The sequence below is a fragment of the Micromonospora sp. LOL_015 genome, assembly GCF_048060275.1.
In the GTDB taxonomy this organism is placed as follows: domain Bacteria; phylum Actinomycetota; class Actinomycetes; order Mycobacteriales; family Micromonosporaceae; genus Micromonospora_E.
Window position 1 is genome coordinate 40670 of record NZ_JBHMIO010000020.1, and the last position, 24901, is coordinate 65570.

20 protein-coding genes are annotated in these 24901 nt (G+C 73.4%); 13 read left to right on the forward strand and 7 right to left on the reverse strand.

What is annotated here, in order from left to right; translation table 11 throughout:
* The first annotated feature begins 29 nt into the window (after positions 1 to 29).
* The 4 genes from ACFHWU_RS17320 (at position 30) to ACFHWU_RS17335 (ending at position 8793) form a co-directional block, all read left to right on the forward strand.
* Positions 30 to 3500, forward strand: a complete 3471-nt coding sequence (locus ACFHWU_RS17320) for an ATP-dependent helicase (protein WP_416591043.1) — start codon at positions 30 to 32, stop codon at positions 3498 to 3500.
* Positions 3497 to 6847 carry a UvrD-helicase domain-containing protein gene (locus tag ACFHWU_RS17325; protein WP_416591044.1) on the forward strand — a complete coding sequence of 1117 codons (3351 nt, stop codon included), beginning with the start codon at positions 3497 to 3499 and terminating at the stop codon, positions 6845 to 6847. The genes ACFHWU_RS17320 and ACFHWU_RS17325 overlap by 4 nt, the downstream gene beginning before the upstream one ends.
* A 242-nt stretch (positions 6848 to 7089) precedes the next feature.
* Complete coding sequence (locus tag ACFHWU_RS17330; protein WP_123605346.1) at positions 7090 to 7293, forward strand: cold-shock protein; 204 nt, start codon at positions 7090 to 7092, stop codon at positions 7291 to 7293.
* 162 nt (positions 7294 to 7455) lie between these two features.
* Positions 7456 to 8793, forward strand: coding sequence for a DEAD/DEAH box helicase (locus ACFHWU_RS17335; protein ID WP_416591045.1), 1338 nt, complete (start codon positions 7456 to 7458; stop codon positions 8791 to 8793).
* 77 nt (positions 8794 to 8870) lie between these two features.
* Here the strand turns inward: ACFHWU_RS17335 and ACFHWU_RS17340 are convergent, their stop codons facing one another.
* Both ACFHWU_RS17340 and ACFHWU_RS17345 read right to left on the reverse strand, forming a co-directional pair.
* Entirely contained in the window at positions 8871 to 10271 is a 1401-nt protein-coding gene (locus ACFHWU_RS17340) for a glucose-6-phosphate dehydrogenase (RefSeq protein WP_416552226.1), read from the reverse strand.
* Positions 10268 to 12190: a glycoside hydrolase family 15 protein gene (locus ACFHWU_RS17345; RefSeq protein ID WP_416591046.1), complete on the reverse strand. Its 1923-nt coding sequence runs from the start codon at positions 12188 to 12190 to the stop codon at positions 10268 to 10270. The genes ACFHWU_RS17340 and ACFHWU_RS17345 overlap by 4 nt, the downstream gene beginning before the upstream one ends.
* A gap of 365 nt (positions 12191 to 12555) precedes the next feature.
* On the opposite strand from ACFHWU_RS17345, the gene ACFHWU_RS17350 reads away from it, so the two are divergent.
* From ACFHWU_RS17350 to nudC, 5 genes are read left to right on the forward strand one after another with little or no spacing between them, the layout of a single operon-like run.
* On the forward strand, positions 12556 to 12753 hold the full coding sequence (locus tag ACFHWU_RS17350) for a hypothetical protein (protein ID WP_416552228.1): 198 nt from the start codon (positions 12556 to 12558) through the stop codon (positions 12751 to 12753).
* Between the two features lie 60 nt (positions 12754 to 12813).
* Positions 12814 to 13761, forward strand: coding sequence for a hypothetical protein (locus ACFHWU_RS17355; RefSeq protein ID WP_416552229.1), 948 nt, complete (start codon positions 12814 to 12816; stop codon positions 13759 to 13761).
* A gap of 46 nt (positions 13762 to 13807) precedes the next feature.
* Positions 13808 to 15115, forward strand: a complete 1308-nt coding sequence (locus tag ACFHWU_RS17360) for a M16 family metallopeptidase (protein WP_416552230.1) — start codon at positions 13808 to 13810, stop codon at positions 15113 to 15115.
* Positions 15112 to 16494 (forward strand): M16 family metallopeptidase, encoded by a 1383-nt coding sequence (locus ACFHWU_RS17365; RefSeq protein WP_416591047.1) that lies wholly within the window; start codon positions 15112 to 15114, stop codon positions 16492 to 16494. Before ACFHWU_RS17360 ends, ACFHWU_RS17365 begins: the two co-directional genes overlap by 4 nt.
* Positions 16481 to 17497 carry an NAD(+) diphosphatase gene (gene nudC / locus ACFHWU_RS17370; protein WP_416591048.1) on the forward strand — a complete coding sequence of 339 codons (1017 nt, stop codon included), beginning with the start codon at positions 16481 to 16483 and terminating at the stop codon, positions 17495 to 17497. Before ACFHWU_RS17365 ends, nudC begins: the two co-directional genes overlap by 14 nt.
* 60 nt (positions 17498 to 17557) lie before the next feature.
* Here the strand turns inward: nudC and ACFHWU_RS17375 are convergent, their stop codons facing one another.
* From ACFHWU_RS17375 to ACFHWU_RS17390, 4 genes are all read right to left on the reverse strand, one after another.
* The gene (locus ACFHWU_RS17375; RefSeq protein WP_416552233.1) at positions 17558 to 17797 is read right to left on the reverse strand and encodes a hypothetical protein; all 240 of its coding nucleotides are present in this window, start codon (positions 17795 to 17797) and stop codon (positions 17558 to 17560) included.
* 233 nt (positions 17798 to 18030) lie between these two features.
* Entirely contained in the window at positions 18031 to 18267 is a 237-nt protein-coding gene (locus tag ACFHWU_RS17380; protein ID WP_416552234.1) for a DUF397 domain-containing protein, read from the reverse strand.
* 45 nt (positions 18268 to 18312) lie between these two features.
* On the reverse strand, positions 18313 to 19458 hold the full coding sequence (locus ACFHWU_RS17385; protein ID WP_416591049.1) for a helix-turn-helix domain-containing protein: 1146 nt from the start codon (positions 19456 to 19458) through the stop codon (positions 18313 to 18315).
* Positions 19459 to 19619: 161 nt separating this feature from the next.
* Positions 19620 to 19865: a mycoredoxin gene (locus ACFHWU_RS17390; RefSeq protein ID WP_123605336.1), complete on the reverse strand. Its 246-nt coding sequence runs from the start codon at positions 19863 to 19865 to the stop codon at positions 19620 to 19622.
* A gap of 161 nt (positions 19866 to 20026) precedes the next feature.
* On the opposite strand from ACFHWU_RS17390, the gene ACFHWU_RS17395 reads away from it, so the two are divergent.
* From ACFHWU_RS17395 to ACFHWU_RS17410, 4 genes are all read left to right on the forward strand, one after another.
* On the forward strand, positions 20027 to 22231 hold the full coding sequence (locus ACFHWU_RS17395; RefSeq protein WP_416591070.1) for an ATP-dependent DNA helicase UvrD2: 2205 nt from the start codon (positions 20027 to 20029) through the stop codon (positions 22229 to 22231).
* Positions 22232 to 22324: 93 nt separating this feature from the next.
* On the forward strand, positions 22325 to 22702 hold the full coding sequence (locus tag ACFHWU_RS17400; RefSeq protein WP_416591050.1) for a hypothetical protein: 378 nt from the start codon (positions 22325 to 22327) through the stop codon (positions 22700 to 22702).
* Positions 22703 to 22840: 138 nt separating this feature from the next.
* Positions 22841 to 23245, forward strand: coding sequence for a WhiB family transcriptional regulator (locus ACFHWU_RS17405; protein ID WP_278167197.1), 405 nt, complete (start codon positions 22841 to 22843; stop codon positions 23243 to 23245).
* Positions 23246 to 23330: 85 nt separating this feature from the next.
* Positions 23331 to 23474, forward strand: coding sequence for a hypothetical protein (locus ACFHWU_RS17410; protein WP_416552238.1), 144 nt, complete (start codon positions 23331 to 23333; stop codon positions 23472 to 23474).
* A 92-nt stretch (positions 23475 to 23566) separates the two neighbouring features.
* Here ACFHWU_RS17410 and ACFHWU_RS17415 read toward each other — a convergent pair whose 3' ends face one another.
* On the reverse strand, positions 23567 to 24895 hold the full coding sequence (locus tag ACFHWU_RS17415; RefSeq protein ID WP_416567632.1) for an ABC1 kinase family protein: 1329 nt from the start codon (positions 24893 to 24895) through the stop codon (positions 23567 to 23569).
* Positions 24896 to 24901 lie beyond the last annotated feature (6 nt).

Here is a 24901-nt window from a genome sequence, read left to right on the forward strand (position 1 = left end):
GCCGACAGCTGTCCCATCGTCGTGGTGAGATGAGCGGCGTGCAGGCGTACCGGCTGGTCCGCCGGCCGGCGCAGGCCGAGCCGGCGCGCTTCGACGACCCCGCGCAGCAGGCGGTGGTCACACACACCGACGGGCCGCTGCTGGTCGTCGGCGGTCCGGGGACCGGAAAGACCCGCACCCTGGTCGACGCGGTCGCCACCCGGGTCGCCGAGGGGACCGACCCGGAGCGGATCCTGGTGCTCACCTTCAACCGTCGGGCCGCCGTCGCACTGCGCCGGCGGATCGAGGCGACGATCGCCGCCGGCTCCCGGCGGGTGCTGCACGAACCCCTGGTACGCACGTTTCCCGGCTACGCGTTCGGCCTGTTGCGCCGGGCCGCCGCCGAACGGGGTGAGCCGTCGCCGCGGCTGCTCACCGGCCCCGAGCAGGATCTGATCATCCGCGAGCTGCTGGACGTGGCCGGCCCACAGCCGGGGACCGCCGGTCCGGCCGGCCCGGCCGCCTCCACCGGCTCGACCGCCTCCACCGGCTCGACCGCCTCCACCGGCTCGACCGGCCCGGCCGGTGATCAGATCGGCGACCCGGTCGGCTGGCCGCCGGAGCTGCGCGCCGCCCTACCCACCAGGGCGTTCGCCACCCAGCTGCGAGACCTGCTGCAGCGGGCCACCGAACGCGGTGTCGGGCCGGTCGAGCTGGCCCGGCTCGGCGAACGGCTCGGCCGGGCTGACTGGCCGGCGGCGGCCCGCTTCCTGCGCCAGTACGTCGCGGTCCTCGCGCTGCGCGACGTCAGCAACCGGGGTTCGATCGGCTACGACCACGCCGAGCTGGTCCGGGCCGCCACCGGGTTACTCACCGACGATCCGCCGCTGCTGGGGGCCGAACGGGGCCGGCTGTCCTACGTCTACGTTGACGAGCTGGCCGACACGGACCCGGCGCAGGTCGAGCTGCTCGGTCTGATCGCCGGTGGCGGGCGGCCGCTGGTCGCGTTCGCCGACCCGGACTCCTCGACATACGCGTTCCGGGGCGCCGATCCGGGCATCGTGCCGGCGTTCGGACACCGGTTCCGGACCGCCTCGGGCGCGCCCGCCCGGCAGATCCTGCTGCCGGTCTGCTACCGCACCGACCCGGAGCTGCTGGCGGCCACCGCTCGGGTGGCCCGGCGGCTGCGCGGCCCGGCCGGCCACCGCGAGCTGCGCCCGGCCCCTGCCGGCGGGATGGTCGGTCGGTCGTCGGCCGACCCACCGCCGGCCGTCGGCGCGGACCCGGACAGCGGCGACGCCGTAGCGGTACGGGTGTTCCGCTCGTCGACCAGCGAGGCCAGCTATCTGGCGCATGCGCTGCGGGTGGCGCATCTGATCGACGGGGTGCCGTGGTCCCGGATGGCGGTGATCGTGCGCTCGACCACGCTGCAACTGCCGCCGCTGCAGCGGGCGCTGCACGTCGCCGGTGTGCCGACCGTGGTGCACGCCGAGGACCTGCCGCTGCACCGGCAGCCGGCGGTGGCGCCGCTGCTGTTGCTGCTGCGCTGCGCGTTGGAGCCGGACAGGCTGGACGAAGAGGCGGCGGTCGCCCTGCTGCATTCCCCGCTGGGCGGGGCGGACCCGCTGGCCGAGCGGCGCCTGCGGCAAGGGCTGCGGGCCCTGGCGCTGGCCGCCGGTGACCGCCGTCCCTCCGGTGAACTGCTGGTCGACGCGTTGCGTGACCCGGCGGAGCTGGCCGCGATCGAGCGCCGCTGGGCGGCACCGGCGCAGGCGGTCGCGGCGCTGCTGGCCACCGCGCGGGACACCGCGGCCCGGCCGGGTGCGACCGCCGAGGACGTGCTCTGGGCGGTGTGGCAGACCAGCGGGCTGGCCGACCGGTGGTTCGGCGCGATTCTGCGCGGCCGGACGCCGGCCGGCCCGGCCGGCACCGTACCGGTCGGTGGGGTGACCGACGCCGGGGGGCGGTGGCGGGCCGCGGCGGCGGACCGGGACCTCGACGCGGTGATGGCGCTGTTCGACGCGGCTGCCCGGTTCGTCGATCGGCTGCCGGGTGCCCGGACCGAGGTCTTCCTCGACCATGTGCTCGGCCAGCAGTTGCCGGCCGACACCCTGGCGCCGAGCGGCGACCGAGGCGAGGCGGTCCGGCTGCTCACCGCGCACGCCGCGAAAGGTTTGGAATGGGACGTGGTGGCGGTCGCCGGGGTGCAGGAGGGCGTCTGGCCGGACCTGCGGCTGCGTGGCAGCCTGCTCGGTTCGGAACGGCTGGTCGACGTGCTGACCGGCCGGTCCGACGGGGCCGGGCTCACCGCGTCGCTGGTCGCGCAGACGTCGGCGCTGCTCGACGAGGAGCGGCGGCTGTTCTATGTGGCGGTGACCCGGGCCCGCCGGCGGCTGCTGGTCACCGCGGTCGCCTCCGCAGGGGTCGGCGGGCTGGACCACGAGGAGCAGCCGAGCCGGTTCCTGCACGAGCTGGGCGTGTCGACGGTGGACGCCGACGGCGAGGAGCTGCCGACCCTGCCGGTCGGCCGGCCGCCCCGGTCGCTCACCCTGCCGGCGCTGGTCGCCGAGCTGCGTACCGTGGTCGCCGACCAGACGGCGCAGCCGCAGCGCCGGCAGGAGGCGGCGGCGGTGCTCGCCCGGCTGGCGGTCGCCGGGGTGCCCGGTGCCCACCCGGATGACTGGTGGGGGCTGCGGCCGCTGTCCGACGACCGGCCGCTGGTCGACGAGGGGGAATCGGTCCGGGTCACCCCGTCGACCATGGAGAGCGCGCTGCGGTGCAGCCTGCGCTGGCTGCTGGAGCGGCACGGCGGTCGGGGCGAGCCGAGCGCGGCTGCCGGCGTCGGCAACCTGGTGCACGCGGCGGCGATGCTCGCCGAGGACGCCAGCGTCGACCGGGCGAAACTGCTGGAGTACGTCGCCGCCCGGTTCGACGCGATCGACCTGGCCGCCCGCTGGATGGCCGGTCCGGAGCTGGCCCGCGCCGAGGGCATGGTCGACAAGCTGCTGCGCTGGCTGGCCGGCAACCCGCGTCGGCTGCTCGCCATCGAGCACGAGTTCACCGTACGGCTGGGCGACCCGCGGCAGCCGGTGGAGTTGACCGGCCGAGTGGACCGGTTGGAGATCGACGCCGACGGCCGGCTGGTGGTGATCGACCTCAAGACCGGTAAGTCGACCTCGGTGACCGCCGCCGAGCTGGCCGAGCATCCGCAGCTCGGCGCCTACCAGGCGGCGGTCGAGGCGGGGGCGTTCGCCGAGTACGGCGACGACGCCGGTGGCGCGGCGCTGGTCCAGCTCGGTACCCCGGTGAAGGAGGCGAAGGAGCAGCAGCAGGAGCCGCTGGCCGACACCGACGACGCCGGTTGGGCGAGCGCGATGGTCCGCCGTACCGCCCAGACGATGGCCGCGTCGACGTTCTCCGCGGTGGCCAACTCCAGCTGCCGGGTCTGCCCGGTGAAGACCAGCTGCCCGGTCTCCGGCAAGGGCCGGCAGGTCGTCGAACCACCGGCGGAGCACGGATGACCCAGCAGTCGTTGTTCGCCGCCGCTCCGCCGCCGCGTCGCCGCCCCGACGCCGGGCCGCGCTACACCCCGCAGGAGCTGTCCCGGCTGCTGAAACTGCCGCCACCGACCCCGGAGCAGGCGGCGATCATCGCCGCCCCGGTGGAGCCGCTGCTGGTGGTCGCCGGGGCCGGGTCCGGCAAGACCGAGACGATGGCCGCCCGGGTGGTCTGGCTGGTCGCCAACGACCAGGTACGCCCGGAGCAGGTGCTCGGCCTCACCTTCACCCGTAAGGCCGCCGGTGAGCTGGCCCACCGGATCCGGACCCGGCTGGGACAGCTGGTCCGCCAGCTCGGCCGGCAGGGCCGCCGGGCGGAGGAGGATCCGCTGGCCGGCGAGCCGATGGTGGCCACCTACCACTCGTTCGCCGCCCGGGTGGTCACTGAACACGGGCTGCGGGCCGGCTACGAGCCGTCGGCCCGGCTGCTCACCGAGGCGTCCCGCTGGCAGATCGTCGACTTCCTGGTCCGCAACTACGACGGTGACATGTCCGAGGTGGACCGGGCGCCGGGCACGGTCACCGACGCGGTGCTGGCACTCGCCGGGGAGTTGGCCGAGCACCTGGTCACCCCGGACCAGCTGGCCGGCTGGACCGGCCGGTTCTTCGCCGAGGTGCAGTCCCGGCCCGGCCGGGTGTACGCCGACGTGCGGCGGGCGCTGACCATCCAGCAGATCCGGCTGCGCCTGCTGCCTCTGGTCCGGGCGTACCAGCAGCGCAAGGCCGATTTCGAGGCGATGGACTTCGCCGACCAGATGTCCCGGGCGGCGCAGGTGGCCCGGGACCATCCGGCGGTGGGCGAGTTGGAGCGGGACCGCTACCGGGTGGTGCTGCTCGATGAGTACCAGGACACCAGCCACGCCCAGGTGGTGATGCTGCGGTCGCTGTTCGGCGGCGGGCATCCGGTGGCCGCGGTCGGTGACCCGTGCCAGTCGATCTACGGCTGGCGCGGGGCGAGCGCCGGCACCCTGGACCGGTTCCCCGGCGAGTTCGCCCGCGCCGACGGCACCCCGGCCCGGTCGCTGACGCTGACCACCAGTTGGCGTAACCGGCCGGAGATCCTCAGCGTCGCCAACCAGCTGTCCGGCCCGCTGCGGACCGCCGGGGCCCGGGTGGCGGCGCTGGCTGCCGCCGCGAAGGTCGCCCCGCCGATTCCGGGCCGCACGGCCCGGGGCGCGCCGGCCGCGACGGTGCACTGCGCGCTGCTGGACACGGTGCTCGACGAGGCCGAGTGGATCGCCGACGGCATGTTGGCGGCCTGGCGGGGGGCGGCCGGCGTCGAGCCGGGTCGCGGTGACGAGATCCCGGTCGACGCCCGGCCGACCAGCGCGGTGCTGGTCCGGGTGCGCAGCCAGATCCCGGCGGTCGAGGCGGCGCTGCGGGCCCGCGGCCTGCCGGTCGAGGTGGTCGGTCTCGGCGGCCTGCTGGACACCCCGGAGGTCCGCGACGTCGTCAGTACGCTGCGCGTGCTAGCCGATCCGACCGACGGTGCGGCGCTGCTGCGGCTGCTGACCGGGGCCCGGTGGCGGATCGGTCCCCGGGACCTGGTGGCGCTGCACCGGCGGGCCCGGGCGATCGCCGACGCCCGGCGGGAGCTGCCCCGGGCCGGGGCAGCCGAGCCGGAGATCGTCGTTGACCGGCTCGACGAGGCCAGCCTGGTCGAGGCGTTGGCCGATCCGGGGCCGGCCCAGCTGTACTCGGCGGAGGGCTACGCCCGGCTGCGTGGGTACGGCCGGGAGCTGGCCCTGCTGCGGCAACGCCTGGACCAGTCGTTGCCGGACCTGATCGCCGACGTCGAGCGGACCACTGGCCTGGACGTGGAGGTGGCGGTCCGGGCCGGCGGGGCCGGCGGCGGTGACGCCGGGCTGGCCCGCGGGCACCTGGACGCGCTCGGCGACGTCGCCGCCCGGTTCGCCGGTGAGTCGGACACCGCGACCCTGTCGGCGTTCCTGGCGTTCCTGGACGCCGCCGAGGACGAGGAACGCGGGCTGAGCCCCGGCGAGATCGACGTGGTGTCCGGCGCGGTGCAGATCCTCACCGCGCACGCCGCCAAGGGCCTGGAGTGGGACGTGGTGGCGGTGGCCGGGCTGACCCGCGACGTCTGGCCGGGGGCGGTGCGTGGCTCGGACCACTACCTGTACGGCCTCGGGGTGCTGCCGTTCCCGTTGCGCGGCGACGCGGACGGCCTGCCGGCGTTGGCTCTCGACGACGCCGAGGACCAAAAGGCGGTGGAGCGGGAGCTGACCGAGTTCGGAAAGCGGTGGCGCGAGCACGACGAGCGGGAGGAGCGGCGGCTGGCGTACGTGGCGGTCACCCGGCCGCGCCGGCTGCTGCTCTGCTCCGGCTACTGGTGGGGTGCCGGGGTGAAACGGCACCGCGGGCCGTCGGTGTTCCTGAAGGAGATCCACGACGATTGCCTGGCCGGCGCGGGGGTGGTGGACCACTGGGCGCCGGAGCCGCTGCCGGGTGCGGCAAACCCGATCGACGAGGTGACGGTACGGGCCGAGTGGCCGGCCGATCCGCTGGGCGCGCAGCGGCCCCGGATGGCGGAGGCGGCGAACCTGGTCCGTCAGGCGATGGACCGGCCGGTCGACCCGCCGGACGATCAGCCCTCGGCGGGGTGGTGGGCGGAGGCCCGGATCCTGCTCGCCGAGCGGGATCGGCTGGCCCACGGGGTCGGGCCGGTGGACGTGCCGTTGCCGGACCAGTTGTCGGTGTCGCAGTTGGTGGCCCTGCGTCGGGACCGGTTCGGGCTGGCCCGCACGCTGCGCCGGCCGCTGCCCGGTCGACCGGACCCGTACGCCCGACGGGGGACGGCGTTCCACATCTGGCTGGAGCAGCGCTTCGGCGCGGACCGGCTGTTGGACGTCGACGAGTTGCCCGGTGCCGCCGACGCCGACGCCGCACCCGATGACGCCCTGCTGGAGCTGCAGGAGCGGTTCCTGGCCAGTGAGTGGGCCGGCCGGGTGCCGGTCGAGGTGGAGGTGCCGTTCGCCACGGTGATCTCCGGGGTGGTGGTCCGTGGCCGGATGGACGCGGTGTTCGCCGGCCCGGGTGGCCGCTACGACGTGGTCGACTGGAAAACCGGCCGGCAACCGACCGGGGTGGCCGAGGCCGCGGCGGCGGTGCAGCTCGCCGCGTACCGGCTGGCCTGGGCGGACCTGGCCGGGGTGCCGGTGGAGCAGGTCCGGGCGGCGTTCCACTACGTGCGCGACGGCGTCACCGTGCGCCCGGCGGACCTGCTGGACCGGGCCGGGCTGGCGAAGCTGATCAGTGATCTGCCGTTGCTGGGTGACGCGCCGGATTCGTGATAGCCTGGCGCTGTTGCAGTTTTGGTTCCCCGTGCCGCCCCCGGTGCTACCCGCCGGCCGGCCGGTCACAGAGACAGTGCGAGCGCCTGTGGGGTCTCGGCCCAGGCGCTCTTTGTTGTGTCCGGGCTCTGTTCCGGATGGGGCGATCAGCACCGCGACGCCGGTCCGCGTAGTAAGCGCGGATCTCACATCGGCCCGCAGGCAGTCTCGGGTCCGATCGTTCCATCAAGGAGAAGAGTTACATGGCAGTAGGCACCGTCAAGTGGTTCAACGCGGACAAGGGTTTTGGTTTCATCACCCCGGATGAGGGCGGTGCCGACGTGTTCGCCCACTTCTCCGCGATCCAGTCCTCCGGCTACCGGAGCCTGGACGAGAACCAGCGGGTCGAGTTCGAGATCACCCAGGGCCAGAAGGGCCCGCAGGCGGCCAACATCCGCCCGCTCTGAGCTGTTCGGTACGACGGTCCGGCTCCCGCCGCCTGAGCGGCGGGAGCCGGACCGCAGCAAGTCCTACCCTGGTTCGTGCTTGTGACCCGCTGCTGGCGACCCCACCGCCCGGCGCCTTCCTCGCTACGTGCCACCTAGCTAGCGGAAGGCCGATCCGGTCAGATGAGCACCACCACGATTCCTCACGTCCAGACGCCCTCGTTCGCCGACCTCGGTGTGCCGGCGAGCCTGCTCGCCGCGTTGACCGCCAACGGCATCAACGAGCCGTTCCCCATCCAGGCGGCGACGCTGCCCGACTCATTGGCCGGCCGCGACGTCCTCGGCCGCGGCCGCACCGGCTCCGGCAAGACCCTCGCCTTCGGGCTGCCGCTGGTGGCCCGTACCGCCGGGCGGCGCGCCCGCCCCGGCCGGCCACTGGCCCTGGTCCTGGTCCCCACCCGTGAGCTGGCCCAGCAGGTGACAGCCGCGGTGGAACCGTACGCCCGGGCGGTGCGGCTGCGCTGCGTCACCGTCGTGGGCGGCCTGTCGATCCAACGCCAGGCTGACGCGCTGCGCTCCGGCGCGGAAATCGTCGTCGCCACCCCGGGCCGGCTCAACGATCTGGTCGACCGGGGCGCGTGCCAGCTCGACGACGTCACCGTGGCGGTGCTCGACGAGGCCGACCAGATGGCCGACATGGGCTTCCTGCCGCAGGTCACCATGATCTTGCGTAAGGTCGCGCCGGGCGGACAGCGGATGCTCTTCTCGGCCACCCTGGACCGTGGGGTGGACCGGCTGGTCCGCGAGTTCCTCACCGACCCGGTGTCACACCAGGTCGACCCGTCCACCGCCACCGTCGGCGCGATGAGCCACCACCTGTTGCACGTCAGCGCCGCCGACAAGCCGGCGACCACGGCGGCCATCGCCGCCCGGGACGGCCGGGTGATCATGTTCATCGGCACCAAGCACCGCGCCGACCGGCTGGCCCGCCAGCTGCTCGCCAGCGGGGTACGGGCGGCAGCCCTGCACGGCGGCAAGTCCCAGGGGCAGCGCAACCGCATCCTGGAGCAGTTCAAGACCGGTCAGGTCACCGCGCTGGTCGCCACCGACGTCGCGGCCCGCGGCATCCACATCGACGACCTCGACCTGGTGCTCAACGTTGACCCGCCGGCGGACCACAAGGACTACCTGCACCGGGGCGGGCGTACCGCCCGGGCGGGTGCCACCGGCGTGGTGGCCACCCTGGTCCTGCCCGAGCAGCGGCGGGACATGGACCGCCTGATGGCCGCCGCGAAGATCCGTCCACAGCGCAGCTCGGTCGGCCCGGCGGACACGGAGCTGGCCCGGGTCACCGGCGCCCGCACCCCGTCCGGGGTGCCGGTCACGCTGCCCACGCCGACCCGGGCCGCGGCGGCGAAGAACACTCCGACCGGCACCGCCGGCGGCACCGGTACCGGTCGGCGCCCCGGGCGCCGACCGGGCGGCCGGCGTCGCCCGGCCCGCCGTCCGGCGGCCCGCTGACCGGCCAAATCGGGACCGGACCGGGCCGGACCGCGACGCGGTCCGGCCCGACCGGGAGCCGTACGCGGCCCGCCCGGTCAGGGTCGTGGTCCGGTGCTCCCGGCCGGATAGTCGCGTAGCGGTGTCCGGCCCTGCGCCCAGCCGGCGAGCACCGGTTCGATGATCCGCCAGCTCTCCTCGGCCTCCTGCGCCTGGGCGCTGAGCCGGGTGTCACCTTCGATGATGGCCAGCAGCAACTGCCCGTACGGGCTCGGCGCCTGCCGGGCCAGTTCGGTCACCATCTCGACCGGCTCCAGGTCGAACGGGTCGCCGATGCCGTTGACGTTGAGCCGCAGCGACATCCGGTCCGGGTCGAGCTGCAGCCGCAGCTCGTTGCACGGGCTGTTCCGGCCGGTGAAGATCGCGTGTGGCACGTCGGCGAACCGGATCACGATCTCGCGCCGGTCGGCGGCCAACGCCTTGCCGGTACGCAGCTTGAACGGCACTCCCGACCACCGCCAGTTGTCGATGTGGACGGTCAGTTCGGCGTACGTCTCGGTGTTTCGGGCCGGGTCGACCCCGGCGCCGTCGACGTAGCTGGCCACCCTCTGCTCGCCGCGCCGGCCCTGGACCACCCCGGCGGTGTACCGACCGCGTACCGTGCAGGCGGCCACGTCGGCGGCCCGGATCGGGCGGACCGCCCGCAGCACGTCCAGTTTGCGCACCGCCAGGTCGGCCGGGTCGACGGTCAGCGGCGGCTCCATCGCAACCAGGGTCAGCAGCTGCAGCAAATGGTTCTGCACCATGTCGCGCAGCGCGCCGGCGTGGTCGTAGTAGCTGGACCGACCTTCCGCGTCGACCGTCTCGTCGAAGACGATGTCGACCCCGGTGATGTGCGTGTTGCTCCACAGCGGCTCCAGCACCCGGTTGGCGAACCGCAGCCCGAGCAGGTTCAGCACGGTCTGCTTGGCCAGGAAGTGGTCCACCCGGAACACCCGGTCATCCGGCAGCACCTGGTGCAGCACCGTGTTCAGCCGCCGGGCGCTGGACAGGTCCTCGCCGAACGGCTTCTCCACCACCAGCCGGATGCCGGCCGGCAGGTCGCAGCGACCCAGCGCGATCACGACCGGCTCGAACAACCGGTGCGGCAGGGCCAGGTAGACCACCACGGCGTCGTCACCGTGACTGGCCCGCTCGCCGTTCCGGGCGATTCCCAGCGCCGTCGCCAGCACCTCCGGGTCGGTCACGTCACCGTGGACGTAGCTGGCCGTCTCGGCGAGTTCGCTGCGGGCCCGGGCGGCCACCTCGGGGGCGTGTTCGCGCAGCGCGGCGCTCACCCGGTGCCGGAAGCCACGGTCGTCGAGCTCGTCGCGGGCCACCCCGATCAGCCGCATCCCGCCGGCCGGCCGGCCGAGCTCACGTAGCTGGGCCAGGCCGGGCAACAGATAACGGGTGGTGAGGTCGCCGGTGGCGCCGAGCACGATCACGTTCGCTGTCACGTCCGCATCCTTCCGTACCGGGCCAGGTTGACCGCGCTGCTGATCAGCCCGATGTGACTGAACGCCTGCGGGAAGTTTCCCAGGAAGGCGCCGGTCGCGGGGTCGATCTGCTCGGGGAGCAACCCGACGTGGTTCACCCGGCCGCAGAGCTGTTCGAACAGTTCGTGGGCCCGGTCCAGTTGGCCGCTGCCGGCCAGGTTGTCCACCCACCAGAAGGAGCAGAGCAGGAAGGCTCCCTCGCCGCCGCCGACCCCGTCCGGCGACTCCTCGGGCAGGTAGCGGTAGAGCAGGTCGCCGCCGGCACCGAGGCGTTGCTGGACGGCGTCGACGGTGGCGACCATCCGGGGATCGGCGGGGTCGACCACCCGGCGCAGCGGCAGGGCGAGCAGGCTGGCGTCGACGGTGCCGGGCTGGCCGAGGTGTTCGGTGAAATGCCCGTTGTCGTCGTCCCATGCCTCGGTCAGCAGCGCCGAGCGGATCTCCTCGGCTGCCCGCCGCCACCGCTCGACCTCGTCGCGTCGGCCGGTGGCGGTCGCCAGCCGGGCCATCCGGTCCGCCGCCACCTGGCACATCGCCACCGAGTAGGTGAACGGGCGGCCCTCGTGGCGAATCTCCCAGATGCCGTGGTCCGGAGTACGCCAGTGCTGCAACGCCGAGCGGCCCAGCCGGGTCAGCCGGGACCACCGCCGGTCGTCGACCGCACCGCCGGCCCGGGCCCACTGCCAGGCGCAGTCGAGGATTTCGCCGTACACGTCGTGCTGAATCTGATCGGCCGCCGCGTTGCCCCAGCGCACCGGCCGGGAACCGCGGTATCCGGACAGGTCCGGGTCGATCCGTTCGGGGGCCGGCCGGGTGCCGTCCAGGGTGTAGAGCACGTGCGGTCGGCCGTCGCGGGTGCAGGCCTGCAACACCCAGGACAGGAACGACTCAGCTTCGGCGGCCATCCCGACCCGGCGCAGCGCGTAGACGGTGTACGCGGCGTCGCGTACCCAGGTGAACCGGTAGTCCCAGTTGCGGCGGCCGCCGATCGCCTCCGGCAGCGACGACGTGGGGGCGGCGACCACCGCCCCGCTGTCGTGGTCGTCGCAGAGCTTGAGCGTGATGGCGCTGCGGCGGACCAGGTCGGCGTGCCGTCCGGTGTAGTTGATCTGGCGGCTCCAGGTCCGCCAGGCCGCAGCGGTGCGGTCCAGCGCGGCGGCGAGCTGATCGGCGTCGCGGTGCCTGGTCGGACCCTGCGCCCAGCGCAGCACCAGGCCGAGCCGGTCGCCGGCGGTCAACCGGATCCGGCCGGCCAGCCGGTCCAGGCCGGGTACCGGCCGGCTGGCGGTCAGCCGCAGCCGGCCGCCGTCCCCGGCCAGGAACTCGATGCCGATCTCCTCGGCGGTGGGAGTGGTCCGCAGCCCACCCCGGCCGGTCAGCCCGATGTCCAGGTCGACCGTGCCGTCGATGACGGTGACCAGGCGGCCCAGCTCGCCGCAGGCCGCCCCGAGTTCGGTGCCGAGCGGCCGGTCGCTGACCGGTCCGGCCCCGTCAGGCCGACCGCCGCCCCCGTCGGCCGGCTCGTCCGTCGGCTCGCCGGACGCGGCAGTGGTCAGCAGTGCGTCGCGGATCTCCATGCGTCCGGTGGCGGTGTGTAGTTCGGTACGCAGTACAGCGGTGTCCGGCAGGTACTCCTGCCGGACGGCGCGCAGGCCGGCCGGCCGCAGCGTCCAAGCGCCGCCCCGTTCGGCGTCGAGCAGTGCCGCGAACAGCGCCGGCCCGTCGAATCTCGGCAGGCAGAGCCACCGTACGGTGCCGTCCACGCCGACCAGCGCGGCGGTCTGGCCGTCGCCGATCAGGCCGTGGTCGGCGATGGCCGGGTAGCCGTCGGTGAGTTCGGGCACTGGCAGCGCCTTGATCTCCGCCAGATGGTCCGTCACAGGTGTCTCCTCCACATGGTGGGTCCGTCCGGCACCACTCTCCCCGGTGAGCCGTGATGTAGACAGGTACGCGGGTTCCTCTACCCGGTGCCGGACCGGTTGACGCCTGCGACGGAGCCGGTGGCCGTGCCGTCCGCCGTCCGTTCGTCGTCGCGGCCGGCCGTACGTTCTAGCGGAGCCGCCGGTGTCGACGGACAGTGACGCCCGTACGGATGAGCAGGGTCGTCCGTACGGGCGGCGGCATCCGCGAGACATCCACGCTTTTCGTCCGATGGCTGACTGCACGTCGCGCCCGCCGCCGGGATCCTTTGCGTGGCGGACGAGGCACCGCCGCCGGGACCCCCGGGCAGAGAGGTCGGGTGGAGATGACAGCCGAGACCAGCGCGACGAGGGAGATCCTGCTCGTCGTCGGCGTCGCGATGCTCGGCGTGCTGCTGGCCCTGACTTCTGTCGTCACTCCTTGGTACACCGGTCCGACCGCTGGCGCCGGGCCGGTCGTCGTCGAACTGCACGCACCCGACCCGCCGGTACGGTCCACCGACATCGAAGCGGCCCCGCGCTGATCCACCGGACCGGTCGGGGCGCTGCCGGTTTTCCCGCCGTCGAGTGCTTCACTAGGACAGATGTCTGCTTCGCTGCCGTCTGACCGGTCAACGTCCGGGACCGCCGTGGGCTGGTCCGCCGGGCCGGTCACCCGGTCCGGCCGCCCGTACCCGGCCGCCGGTGCCGGTGCGGGTCCGCCCACCGGGCCGCCGACCGGCCCGGGCGCCGGGGGGTCGGGGCCGCCGCCGACCGACCCGCGGCGCGGCGGCCGGGACGGGGTACGACTGTGGTGGTTCGGCGGTGCCGCCGCCGTGGTGCTCGCCGGTGGTCTGGTCGCCGTGCTGGTGCTGGTGCTCAGCGGCAACCCGGACCCGTTCGGCAGCCCGGACCCGCCGCCGGATGTCCGGCCGCCGCTGGCCCAGCTCTGCCCCGGCCCCAGTGCAGGACCGGGCGGGCAACCCTCGCCGGCCGACCCGACGCCGGCTCCCGCGCTGCCCGAACCGTCCGGGCCGCGCACCGTCGACCCGGACGCCGGCATCTCGTACACCGAGTACGGCGAACCGTGGCGGCAGTGGTCGACGGTGTGGAACGCCGGGGCGCTGCAGGTGCCGTACAAAGTGGGGCAGCACTTTGTGACCGAGGCGGACTACAACGGGTTCAGCGACTACCACGCCTCGATCCTGTCCGCCGCCGTGCCGGCCGCCGACAACGACGCGCTCTCCCTCGACCTGGAGTGCGTCGGCCGGCAGGTGGCCGCCGACGTCCGTGCCGAGTACTACCCGCAGCCCAACCGGATGGACCTGATCCGCGACGAGCGGACCTCGATCGGTGGGCGACCCGCCTGGCTAACGGTGTTCCGGCTGCACTTCACCCAGCCCGGCCTGCAGGCCACCGACGAACTGGTGGCGGTCGCCTGTATCGACGTCGGACGGCCGACCGCCGCGGTGCTGTTCGTCTCCATTCCCGGCACCCACCGCCAGCTCGACTGGGTGGTCGACGACCTGTACGCATCCGTGCGCGTCGAATGATCCGGCGGTACGCCGAGGACTGTCGACGACAGGTTAGGGTCGGTGCGTGGCGCGTACAGTGCGGATCCCGGCGACCGCGTACCCGGTGGAGCGGTTCACCCTCCCCAACGGCCTGCGGGTGGTCCTGGCGCCCGACCGCAGCGCGCCGGTGGTCGGCGTCGCGGTCGTCTACGACGTCGGGATCCGGTCCGAACCACCGGGGCGTACCGGGTTCGCGCACCTGTTCGAGCATCTGATGTTCCAAGGTTCGGCGAACCTGGAGAAGCTGGCGCACTTTCGCCACGTGCAGGGCTCCGGCGGCACCTTCAACGGCAGCACCCACCTGGACTACACCGACTACTACGAGGTGCTGCCGAGCAACGCGTTGGAGCGGGCGCTGTTTCTGGAGGCCGACCGGATGCGCGGCCCGCAGTTGACCGAGGAGAACCTGCGCAACCAGGTCGATGTGGTCAAGGAGGAGATCCGGGTCAACGTGCTCAACCGGCCGTACGGCGGATTTCCCTGGCTTCGGCTGCCGCCGGTGCTGTTCGACACCTTCCCCAACGCGCACGACGGCTACGGTTCCTTCGCCGATCTGGACAGCGCCACCGTCGGGGAGGCGGCCGAGTTCTTCACCCGCTACTACGCCAGTGGCAACGCGGTGCTCGCCGTCGCCGGTGACTTCGACGTCACCGCCGCGACCGGCCTGGTCGAGCGGCACTTCGGGGACGTCCCGGCCCGGCCGGCGCCGGCCCGTCCCAGCTTCGCCGAGCCGGACCTGACCACCGAGCGGCGCACCACGTACCCCGATCCGCTGGCTCCGCTGCCGGCGGTGGCCGCCGCCTGGCGGGTGCCGGACCCGGTCGACGACCTGGCCGGCTACCTGCCGTACGTGGTGCTCGCCGAGGTGCTCACCGACGGTGACGCGGCCCGGCTGGTGGAGCGGCTGGTGCGTGGCGACCGTACGGTCACCAGCCTCGGCGGCTACCTGTCGTTCGAGGGGGAGCCGTTCGACGTACGGGACCCGTCGGCGTTGGTCCTGCAGGCGCACCTGCCGCCCGGCGGCGACGTCGACAAGGTGCTCGGCGCGGTCGACGAGGAGCTCGACCGGCTCGCCGTCGACGGCTTCGCCCGGGGCGAATTGGCCCGGGTGCAGGCCCGGATGGCCACCCACCTGCTGCGCGACACCGACGCGGTGCTCGGCCGAGGGCTGCGGATGGCGGTGCTGGAGCAGCAGCGGGGCACCCCCGAGCTGCTCAACGAGTTACCGCGGATGCTCGGCACGGTCACCGAGACACAGGTCCGTGCCGCCGCCGCCACCCTACGTCCGTACCGCCGCGCCACGATCGAGGTCGTCCCCGGAGGAGCTCAGTGACCGCCGTCCCCACCCGGAGGCCGTTGCCGCCGCTCGGACCGACCCGTCGACCGCCGTTGCCCAAGGTGGCCGAGCGGACCTTGGACAACGGGCTGCGGGTGATCGCCGTCCGCCGGCCGTCGGTGCCGCTGGTTGAGGTCCGGCTCTGGGTGCCGTTCGCGCGGGCCCCGCTGGCCAGGGCGACGGTGCTGTCGCAGACCCTGTTCTCCGGCACCGTTGACCGGTCCGGCGTGGAGTTGGCCGCCGAGCTGCAGGCGGTCGGTGGCGGTCTGTCCGCCGGGGTGGACGCCGACCGGCTGCTGGTCGCCGGTGCCGGGCTGGTCACCGGGCTGCGGCGGATGCTAGAACTGCTCGGTGAGGTGCTGACCGGGGCGACGTACCCGGCCGGCGAGGTGGCAATCGAGCGCGCCCGGCTGGCCGACCGGATCCAGGTGGCGCTGAGCCAGCCGGCGCACCTGGCCCGCGCCGCGCTGTCCCGGCGGATGTACGGCCGACACCCGTACGCCGAATCGGTGCCCGGGGTGGACCAGGTCCGCTCCGTCCGGCCGGCCGGGCTGCGCGCTCTGCACGCCGACCGGGTCCGGCCGACCGGGGCGCACCTGGTGCTGGTCGGCGATGTGTCACCGGCCCGGGTGTTGGACACCGCCGAGCAGGTGCTCGGTGGCTGGCCGGCCGGTGGCCGGCAGTTGACGCTGCCGGCGGCACCCGCGCCGCGTCCGGCCCCGTTGCTGCTGGTCGACCGGCCCGGGGCGGTGCAGTCGTCGATGCGGATCGCGTTGCCGGCGGTGGACCGGCGGCACCCGGACCACGCCGCCCTGCAGCTGGCCAACATGGTGTTCGGCGGCTACTTCTCGTCCCGCTGGGTGGAGAACATCCGCGAGGACAAGGGCTACAGCTACGGCCCGTACTCGATGGTCGAACACTCGGTGGCCGGATCGGTGCTGCTGCTCGCCGCCGACGTGGCGACCGAGGTGACCGCGCCCGCGTTGCTGGAGACCCTGCACGAGCTGGGCCGACTCGCGGTGCTGCCGCCCCACGTCGACGAGCTCGAACAGGCCCGGCAGTACGCGGTCGGCAGCGTGCAACTGGGCATGTCGACACAGGCCGGGTTGGCCGGGCTGGCCAGCACCTACGCCGGGTTCGGCCTGCCATTGGAGTTTCTCGCCGAGCACACCGCGCGGCTTGTCTCGGCGACCCGCGACGAGGTGGCGGCCGCCGCGACCCGCTACCTGGCACCGGCGCTGACGACGGGGGTGGTGCTCGGCGACGTCGCGCGGATCGCCGGTCCGGTCGCCGCGTTGACCGAGGTCGAAACGCCCGACGCGTCGGTCACCGGCGTAGTCGGGCCGGGTGCGGCAGTGCCCGATGCCGCCGGGTGACACCTCCGTCGGACCGACCGCCGGTACGCAGCCGACCGCCGGTACAGAACCGCCGCTGGCCCGCGCCGCGATGGACCGGGCGGCGCCGTACCGCCGGGATCCGCAGTGGTTGACGCGGGCCTGGCCACGTTCGCTGGTGCTGGTGGTGGACGGCGCGGCGGGTGGCCGGGCGCTGGTGCGCGACGGTGCCGACGGGACCGCCCTGGTGCTGGTGTGCCCGGACCAGGCACCCGCCGTCGAAGTCACCGATCGCATTTTCATCGGTACGGTCGATGGCGGCACCCCGGTCTTCGCGGTCGACGCCGTACCACCGTCGTCCGTGGCTGAGCCGGAGCTGCGGTCGGTGACCGTCCGGGAGGTCGGCCATCTGCTGTCGGACCGGGACGCCGGGCTGTTCACCACCGCCGCGGCGATGGTTGGCTGGCACGCCCGGCACCGCTACTCGGCGGCGTCCGGTCTGCCGACCCGGGCGACCGACGGTGGCTGGTCCCGGGTGGACGACACCGGTACGCGGAGCTGGCCACGGACCGATCCGGCGGTGATCGTGCTGTTGACCGACGGCGGTTCCGGCCCGGACGGGCGGTGCCTGCTGGCCAACCACCACGCTCGGCGTGGGGACGGGTCCAGCCGGCTCTACTCCTGCCTGGCCGGATTCGTGGAACCCGGCGAGTCGGCCGAGTCGGCGGTCGCCCGCGAGGTGGCCGAGGAAGTTGGTCTGACGCTGACCGCGACGCGGTACGTCGGCAGCCAGTCCTGGCCGTTCCCGGGCACCCTGATGCTGGGCTACCTCGGCCGGGTCGACCCGGAGCAGCCGCTGCGGCCGGAACCGGAGGAGATCATCCGGGCGCGCTGGTTCACCCGGGCCGAGGTGGCCGCCGGGCTGGCGGGTGAGCGGCTCGATTCCGGCGACGGGTACCCGGTCCGGTTCGCGCCGCCGGCGTCGATCGCCGCGTTCCTGATCCGCAGCTGGGTGGCGGAGGCCGCACCGGACCCCGGCCGGTGACCGCCGCGCCGGACCCCACCGGGCGGGTGCCGGTCGGGCCTGCGCCGGGGCGTGTGCCGGTCAGCCGATGGGCGGGACCGGCACCACCTTCACCCGTTGCCGGCCGGAGCGGACCGGCCCGACGGTGGACAGTGCGCGGGCCAGGTGCAAGGCCGCTTCGAGGTTCTCCGCGCAGACCGTCTGCCGGCGCGGCTCGGGTGCGGTCCGCTCGTCGCGAATGCGTTGGCCGGTGCGGACCGCGGCGATGAGTTCGTCGTGTGCCACCGCGCGGATCTCCGTGCGGACGATCAGGTATCGCATGAACGACTCCGAGCAACCGGTGACCTGGGTAGGACGGCCGATGGCTCAGGTCGGACAGGCTCCTGCTGGAAGTTCCATCGGTCGTCGCCGCAGAAGGAGAACCCGTTGCGATGGTCGGTCAAACCTGACGAACGGATCGATCCTGATGTCCGTTCGGTGGAGGTGGTGTCGGGGTCGAGCCGGGTCGGGGTGGCGCTGGCCACCCGGCTCGACCCGCCGTCCGGCGCCGGCGGTCAGACCAGGTCGAACTCGCCGTCCTTGGCGCTGTCGATGAAGTCACGCCAGGTGGTGCGGTCGAACGACAGCACCGGCCCGCGGCGGTCCTTGCTGTCGCGCATCAGCACCGGTGCGCGGTGACCCGCCGTCGCCCCGACCTCGACGCAGTTGGTGCTCTGGCTGCGGCTGCTCTTGCGCCAGGCGGGCGGGGTCGGACCGGGGACGCGCACGCTGGACTGATCTGCTGGGTTCATTCCTGCTCCTTGCTGGTCAAGCGGACCGGGCGGGCGGACCGTCGGTCAGTCCGGGATCGCCTGGCCGGTCCGGCGCGTGGCCCGCTCGTGCGGTCCACGCTGGATCGGCGGCCCGGCCGGTCGGCCGGGGCCTGCCCCGCCCGCAGCGGGCGGGGACAGCGGGGCAGGGGTGGAGGAGGGGGCGGCACCGTCGGGTACGGAGTCAAGCTCGGTGGCGCCGGCGGCGACGTGCCGGGCCACGGCGTCGCTGAGCCAGTCGATCGACTCCTGCGGGCTGCGGGCCGCCTCGCAGAGCCAGTCGAAGACCTGGCCGTACCGTTCGAGCACCGGCACGTCGTTGACGATCATGTCGGCGGCGAGCGTCTCGATCGCCACCGCGCTCAGGTCCTCCGGGTCGGCGAAGTGGTAGATCGAGAACGCGGTCTCCGACAGGTACCAGGAGGCCACCGTGGCGTTCGGTGGCAGCACCCGCAAGGTGACGTTGGGCAGCTGCGCCATGGCGAGCAGATGCTTCAGCTGCGCCACCATCACGTCGGGTGGGCCGCAGCGCAAGCTGACCGCCGCCTCCTCCAGTACCGCGGTGTACTTCGGTGCTCCGTTCTCGCGCAGCAGCATCGACTGCCGGGACTGCCGGGCCGCGACCTCGGTGTCCGGGTCGTCGGCGTTGCGCTTCTGATTGGCGGTCCGGTGGTTGGTCGCCTTCTGCAGGATCGTCCGGCGTCCGGCGGTGCGCTCGTCAACCACCTCCACCAGCGGGCGCGCCGAGAGGATGCGTACCTTCGCGTAGGCGGAGGTCTGCAGCAGGCCCGGGATGATCACCGCGCCGTACTCCTGGATTCCGGTGCAACCAGCCTCCAACTCGGCGTACGCCCGTTGGAGGCTGGTCATCACCGCGTACGAGCTGAGAAAGGCTCGGGTGTTGCCGGCGTCGCGGGCGATGCCGACCAGATCGTCGCGCTCGGTCCCGGTCACGCCGTACAGGTCGAGCAGGTCCATCACGTCGCCGACCCCCGGCCGGCTGCGCCCGTTCTCGAGCCGGGAGAGCTTGGACGCGGACGCCCACTTCACCCGTTCGATCACCTGCTCACCGGTCAGTCCGGCGTTCTCCCGTAGCCGCCTCAGCTCGCTGCCGAGGCGGCGACGACGCAGGTTCGGGCTCGGTATGGGCTGCTCGGGCTCCTCGGGCTGCACCGGAAACCACCCCCGATCCGTTTGGTGACCGCCAATGTCGCGGCGATGTGGGTCACGGCCCGAAACAGTATGGCCCGATTGCTGCCTCGGTGGGGTCCTCTGGTGGGCGTGTTAGCCAAATGCGACGTTGTGCACAGCGGCGGACGGACCGTGAGTGCGACTCAGCTCGCCGCGAGGTCGCTGAGCCGCTGCCGAACCTGAACGATACTCGGGTTCGTCAATGCCGAACCGTCTGGGAAACGGACCGTCGGAACCGTCTGATTGCCGCCGTTGACCCCCATCACGTAAGCGGCAGCCTCGGTGTCCTGCTCGATGTCGACCACCTCGTACGGAATCCGCTCCCGGTCGAACTGCGACTTGAGCCGGTGGCAGTAGCCGCACCAACTGGTCGAATACATGGTCAACATCAGCAGGTCCTCCGCGGTCGTCGGGCCACGGCGGGCGCTCGCCCGCCGGGTCGCCGGCCCCGGGCGGTGCCGGGGCGCAGTAGTTCCGGCCCGGGCGGCACCCGGGCTAGCCGGTGCAACGTCGCGCGAGGCTGCGATGATTCCTACCCGTGGCGGCCGATATCAACTCAGACCCAGGACCAGGCCGAGTGCTGAGCGGGCTGGACCCGGAGCAGCGTACGGCGGTGACCGCTCCGGCGGTGCCGGTCTGCATCCTGGCCGGCGCCGGCACCGGGAAGACCCGGGCGATCACCAGTCGCATCGCCTACCGGGTGCTCTCCGGCGAGATCGCCGCCCGGCACGTACTGGCGGTCACCTTCACCGCGCGGGCCGCCGCCGAGATGCGGGCCCGCCTCGGCGCGCTGAACGTGGGCGGGGTGCAGGCGCGGACGTTCCACGCCGCGGCGCTGCGCCAGGTCCGCTACTTCGCGCCCCGGCTGCTCGGCGGCCGAGAGATGCCCGAGCTGCTGGACAGCAAGGTCCGGCTGGTCACCCTCGCCGCCGGCCGGGTCGGGGTGCGCACCGACCGGGCCGCCGCCCGGGACCTGGCCGGTGAGATCGAGTGGGCGAAGTCGTCGATGGTGGAGCCGTCCGAGTACGCCGTCGCGGCGGCGAAGGCGCTGCGGGAGACTCCGCACGAGCCGGCCAAGGTGGCCGAGGTGTACGCCGGGTACGAGCAGATCAAGCGCGGCAACGGCGTGATCGACTTCGAGGACGTGCTGCGGGCGGCGATCTGGGGCATCGAGGAGCACCCGGACGTCGCCGAGCAGGTCCGGGCCCAGTACCGGCACTTCGTGGTGGATGAGTACCAGGACGTCAACCCGTTGCAGCAGCGGCTGCTCGATGCCTGGCTGGGGGAGCGGGACGACCTGACAGTGGTCGGCGATGCGAGCCAGACGATCTACTCGTTCACCGGTGCCACGTCGGCGTACCTGGTCGACTTCGCCCGGCGCTGTCGGGACGCGGTGGTGGTCCGACTGGTCCGCGACTACCGGTCGACACCGCAGGTGGTGGGGCTGGCCAACACGGTGATCAAACAGGCCCGGGGCGCCGAGGCCCGGCTGCGGCTGGAGCTGGTCGGCCAGCGTGATCCCGGCCCAGAGCCGGACGTGCGGATCTTCACCGACGAGCCGGCCGAGGCGGCGGCGGTCGCGGCGCGCTGCGCCGAGCTGATCGCGGCGGGTACGCCGGCCGCCGAGATCGCCGTGCTGTTCCGGACCAACGCCCAGTCCGAGGCGTACGAGAAGGCCCTCGCCGAGGCGGCGGTGCCGTACGTGGTGCAGGGCGCGGAGCGGTTCTTCGAACGCGCCGAGATCCGGCAGGCGATGGTCGCACTGCGCTCGGCGGTCCGGTCGACGCCCGGGGAGACCCCGTTGACCGAGGCGGTCACCGCCGGGCTCGCCGCGGTGGGTTGGACCCCGGACCAGCCGCCGCCGGGCGGGGCGGCGCGGGAACGCTGGGAGGCGCTCGCCGCGCTGGTCCAGCTGGCCGAGGAGTTCGGCGCCCAACCGGTGCTGGTACCGGTGGGGGAGGCGGCGGTCAGCGAACGTCCGGTTCCGCTCGCCGACTTCTGCGCCGAGCTGCAGCGGCGGGCGGCGGCGCAGCACGTGCCGACCGTCGCCGGAGTCACCCTCGCGTCGCTGCACTCGGCCAAGGGCCTGGAGTGGGACGCGGTCTTCCTGGTCGGGCTCGCCGACGGGACGCTGCCCACCACGTACGCCCGCACCGCCGAGCAACTGGAGGAGGAGCGCCGGCTGCTCTACGTCGGGGTGACCCGGGCCCGGCAGTGGCTGTGGCTGTCCTACGGTGCCGCTCGGTCGCCGGGCGGGCGGGCCCGCCGGCCCTGCCGGTTCCTGCCGCAGCTGGACCGCTCGGGCGGTGGTGCCGGCGGTGCTCAGCGCGGCGGTCCGGGGGCGGGTCGCCCCGGCGAGCGCCGCCGCGGGCAGCCGGTCTCCTGCCGGGTCTGTGGGACCACGTTGCTGGCCGGCGTCGACCGCAAGCTGGGCCGGTGCGCCACCTGTCCGTCGGATCTGGACGAGGAGCTGCTGGACCGGCTGCGGGCATGGCGGTCGCGGGTCTCCGGCGAGCAGCGGGTGCCGGCGTACGTGGTGTTCACCGACGCGACCCTGTTGGCGATCGCCGAGCGGCGGCCCGGCAGCGACGCTGAGTTGCTGGCTATCGCCGGGATCGGCCCCCGCAAGCTGGGGCTCTACGGTCCGTCGGTGCACGCTCTGGTGGGCGGCGCGGCCGTAGATGATCTTGACTGGCAGAAAAGTTCGGAATCCGACCCGGAAAATGGTTTGCCCCCGGCGTCGCAAGAGGCTTAGCCTCAGGTCACACCTCGCGAGCAGTGGGTGTTCTCGCTGCTCCGTCGGGGTGGAGGGTTTTTCCGTGACGAGTCCAGGCAGGAGGTGACGACGGTGCTGAGATACGAGAATTCCGCGCTGTCGACGCTGACCGCTGCCTGCGCTCCGACGGTCGGTGGCTATCTGGCCGCCGTCGCGCCCATCGGTCACTCGGCAGGGGCGCACCAGATTCAGATTCAGGTCGAGCAGACCCACCGGCTCCGGCTCGCCGTGCCGACGACGGTGCCCGCCGGTCCGACCGGGCAGCACCGCACGGTCACCGGGTGGGCTGGCGTCGATCAGGGCTGGGTCCGGTTCCGGGGTGCGTCCGTAGTCGCGGCGACCACTGGCACCAGCAGCTCCGAAGGCAGCGTTCGCACCACCATCCCGGCGGCCGAAAAGCCGTTCATGGATGCTGCCCGCGGTGTTCCACCTCGAGGAAGGCCGGTCTGACACCAGACCACACCGGCTCACCTCGAGGCCGCGGAACCCGCAACCGGGATCCGCGGCCTTAGTTTTTGTCGCCGCACAGGTACGAGCAAGTCGGAAGCGATCTACGAGATCGAAGCGAAAGAAAGAGGTGACCGGGCGATGAGTCTGGCGTTTGCCACTCTCGACCGCAGCGACTACCAGCCGGGGTGCCGGCCGGCCGCAACGGGCCAGCCGGACGTCGTGGCGGAGCTGCCGTGCCGGAAGTTCGACCCTGACCTGTGGTTCTCCGACTCCCCGACCGAGCTGGAGCTGGCCAAGTCGCTCTGCGTGGACTGCCCGCTGCGGGTGGAGTGCCTCGCCGGGGCGATCGAGCGGGCCGAGCCGTGGGGCGTCTGGGGCGGCGAGATCTTCGAGCGGGGTGCGGTCGTACCGCGCAAGCGGCCCCGGGGCCGGCCACGCAAGGAGGACCTGGCCCGCGACGCCGCCCTGCGGGGCGAGGTCGAGGCACGCATGGCGGCCAACGGGGTCGCCGGCTCCCGCGGCACCGTCCGGCTGGCGGCCTGACATGCATCGGAGCACGTTGACCACCGGCCGGGCGCCGGCACAGACAACCCACACCGCAGCACCGACCAGCACAGGAGAAGCCGTCATGCACTTGCTCAACGAAGCGCTCTCCCGGGCGCGAATGCAACCGCCTCAGGCCGGCACCGCGCGTACTGAGGCACCCCGATCCGCCCGCACCGTCGCCATGCAGGCCCGGCACCTCTGGGCCCGCAGCCTGAGCGGGCGCTGACCGAACCCGGTCCCCGCTGAACACAGCGGGGACCGGGCACTATCCGTCTACCAGGCCATGAGTCTGACCACGGCCCCGGCCGTCCGTGCGGGTCAGCCGGTCGGGGCGAAACCCGGCAGCCAGCGCCGCACCACGTCCCGGTACCGGGCCCGGGCCTCCAGCTGGCTGAGCACCCCGATCGAGCCGAGCGTCACCCGGTGGATCAACAGATAGGCCGGCGGGAGGTTGAGATGCCGGCTCAGCTGGTACGCCGGCGACTTCGGGTTGGCCAGCCGGGCCGCCTCGTCGCGCAGCCACTGCCGGGTGAATTGGAACTCCTCGGCCGCCAGCGGCGCCAGCATCGGCAGCAGGAAGTCGAGCACCGCCGGGGCGTCGATCGGGTCGTCCGGTTTGATGAAACCCTCGTCGCGCAGCCCGGTCACCACCGCGTCGGAGTCCCCGTCGAGCGCCAGCCGGACCAGCCGGCCGATCGGCTCGGGGTGCCCGCCGGGCAGCCGGGCCACGGCGCCGAAGTCGACCACGCCGAGCCGGCCGTCGTCGAGCAGTCGGAAGTTGCCCGGATGCGGGTCGGCGTGCAGCAGCCCGGCCCGAGCCGGCGCGGAGAAGTGCAGCACCGCCATCAGCAGCCCGGCCCGGTCGCGTTGGTCAGCCGTACCGGAAGAGATGATTTTCGAAAGCGGGACGCCGTCGATCCACTCGGTGACCAGCACCCGGGGCGCGGCGGCGAGTACCGCCGGCACCATGATCTGGTCGTCGTCGGCGTACGCGACGGCGAACGCCCGCTGCGACTCCGCCTCCAGCTCGTAGTCCAGCTCCTCGGCCAGCCGGTCCCGTAGCTCGTTCAGCAGCGGCTTGATGTCCAGCCCGGGCTGGATCGCCCGGAACATGGTGCTCAGCCGGGACAACTGCTTGAAGTCGGCGAGCAGGGCGTCGCCGGCCCCCGGGTACTGCACCTTGACCGCCACCGGCCGGCCCGCTGCGGAGCCGTCGTGCCACACCGCCCGGTGCACCTGGCCGATGCTGGCCGCGGCGGCCGGACGGTCGTCGAACTCGACAAACCGTTCCCGCCAGTCGGCGCCGAGCTGCTCGGCCAGCACCTTGTGCACCGATCCGGCGGGCAACGGCGGAGCGGCCTCCTGCAGTTTGGTCAAGGCCTGGCGGTACGGGGCGGCGAGCTCGTCCGGCAGCGCCGCCTCGAACACCGACAGCGCCTGTCCCGCCTTCATCGCACCACCCTTGAGCTGCCCGAGTACGCTGAACAGCTGCTCGGCGGTGCGTTCCTGGATCTCGGTGGAGATCACGTCGGAGGCGAGCCCGGTGACCCGCTTGCCCAGCCCCAGGACGGTGCGGCCGGCGAAGCCGATCGGCAGCGCGGCGAGCTTGGCGGTCCTGGACACGGCCCAGCGCGGGATATCGGTCACCTGGCC

Bases quoted from the DNA above. Each gene is read 5' to 3' on its own strand.
- ACFHWU_RS17390 (WP_123605336.1), bottom strand. From the start codon at position 19,865: ATGTTGACCATGTATTCGACCAGTTGGTGCGGCTACTGCCACCGGCTC.
- ACFHWU_RS17375 (WP_416552233.1), bottom strand. From the start codon at position 17,797: ATGCGATACCTGATCGTCCGCACGGAGATCCGCGCGGTGGCACACGAC.
- ACFHWU_RS17350 (WP_416552228.1), top strand. From the start codon at position 12,556: ATGACAGCCGAGACCAGCGCGACGAGGGAGATCCTGCTCGTCGTCGGC.
- ACFHWU_RS17405 (WP_278167197.1), top strand. From the start codon at position 22,841: ATGAGTCTGGCGTTTGCCACTCTCGACCGCAGCGACTACCAGCCGGGG.
- ACFHWU_RS17320 (WP_416591043.1), top strand. From the start codon at position 30: ATGAGCGGCGTGCAGGCGTACCGGCTGGTCCGCCGGCCGGCGCAGGCC.
- ACFHWU_RS17355 (WP_416552229.1), top strand. From the start codon at position 12,814: ATGTCTGCTTCGCTGCCGTCTGACCGGTCAACGTCCGGGACCGCCGTG.
- nudC (WP_416591048.1), top strand. From the start codon at position 16,481: ATGCCGCCGGGTGACACCTCCGTCGGACCGACCGCCGGTACGCAGCCG.
- ACFHWU_RS17410 (WP_416552238.1), top strand. From the start codon at position 23,331: ATGCACTTGCTCAACGAAGCGCTCTCCCGGGCGCGAATGCAACCGCCT.
- ACFHWU_RS17380 (WP_416552234.1), bottom strand. From the start codon at position 18,267: ATGAACCCAGCAGATCAGTCCAGCGTGCGCGTCCCCGGTCCGACCCCG.
- ACFHWU_RS17335 (WP_416591045.1), top strand. From the start codon at position 7,456: ATGAGCACCACCACGATTCCTCACGTCCAGACGCCCTCGTTCGCCGAC.
- ACFHWU_RS17325 (WP_416591044.1), top strand. From the start codon at position 3,497: ATGACCCAGCAGTCGTTGTTCGCCGCCGCTCCGCCGCCGCGTCGCCGC.
- ACFHWU_RS17330 (WP_123605346.1), top strand. From the start codon at position 7,090: ATGGCAGTAGGCACCGTCAAGTGGTTCAACGCGGACAAGGGTTTTGGT.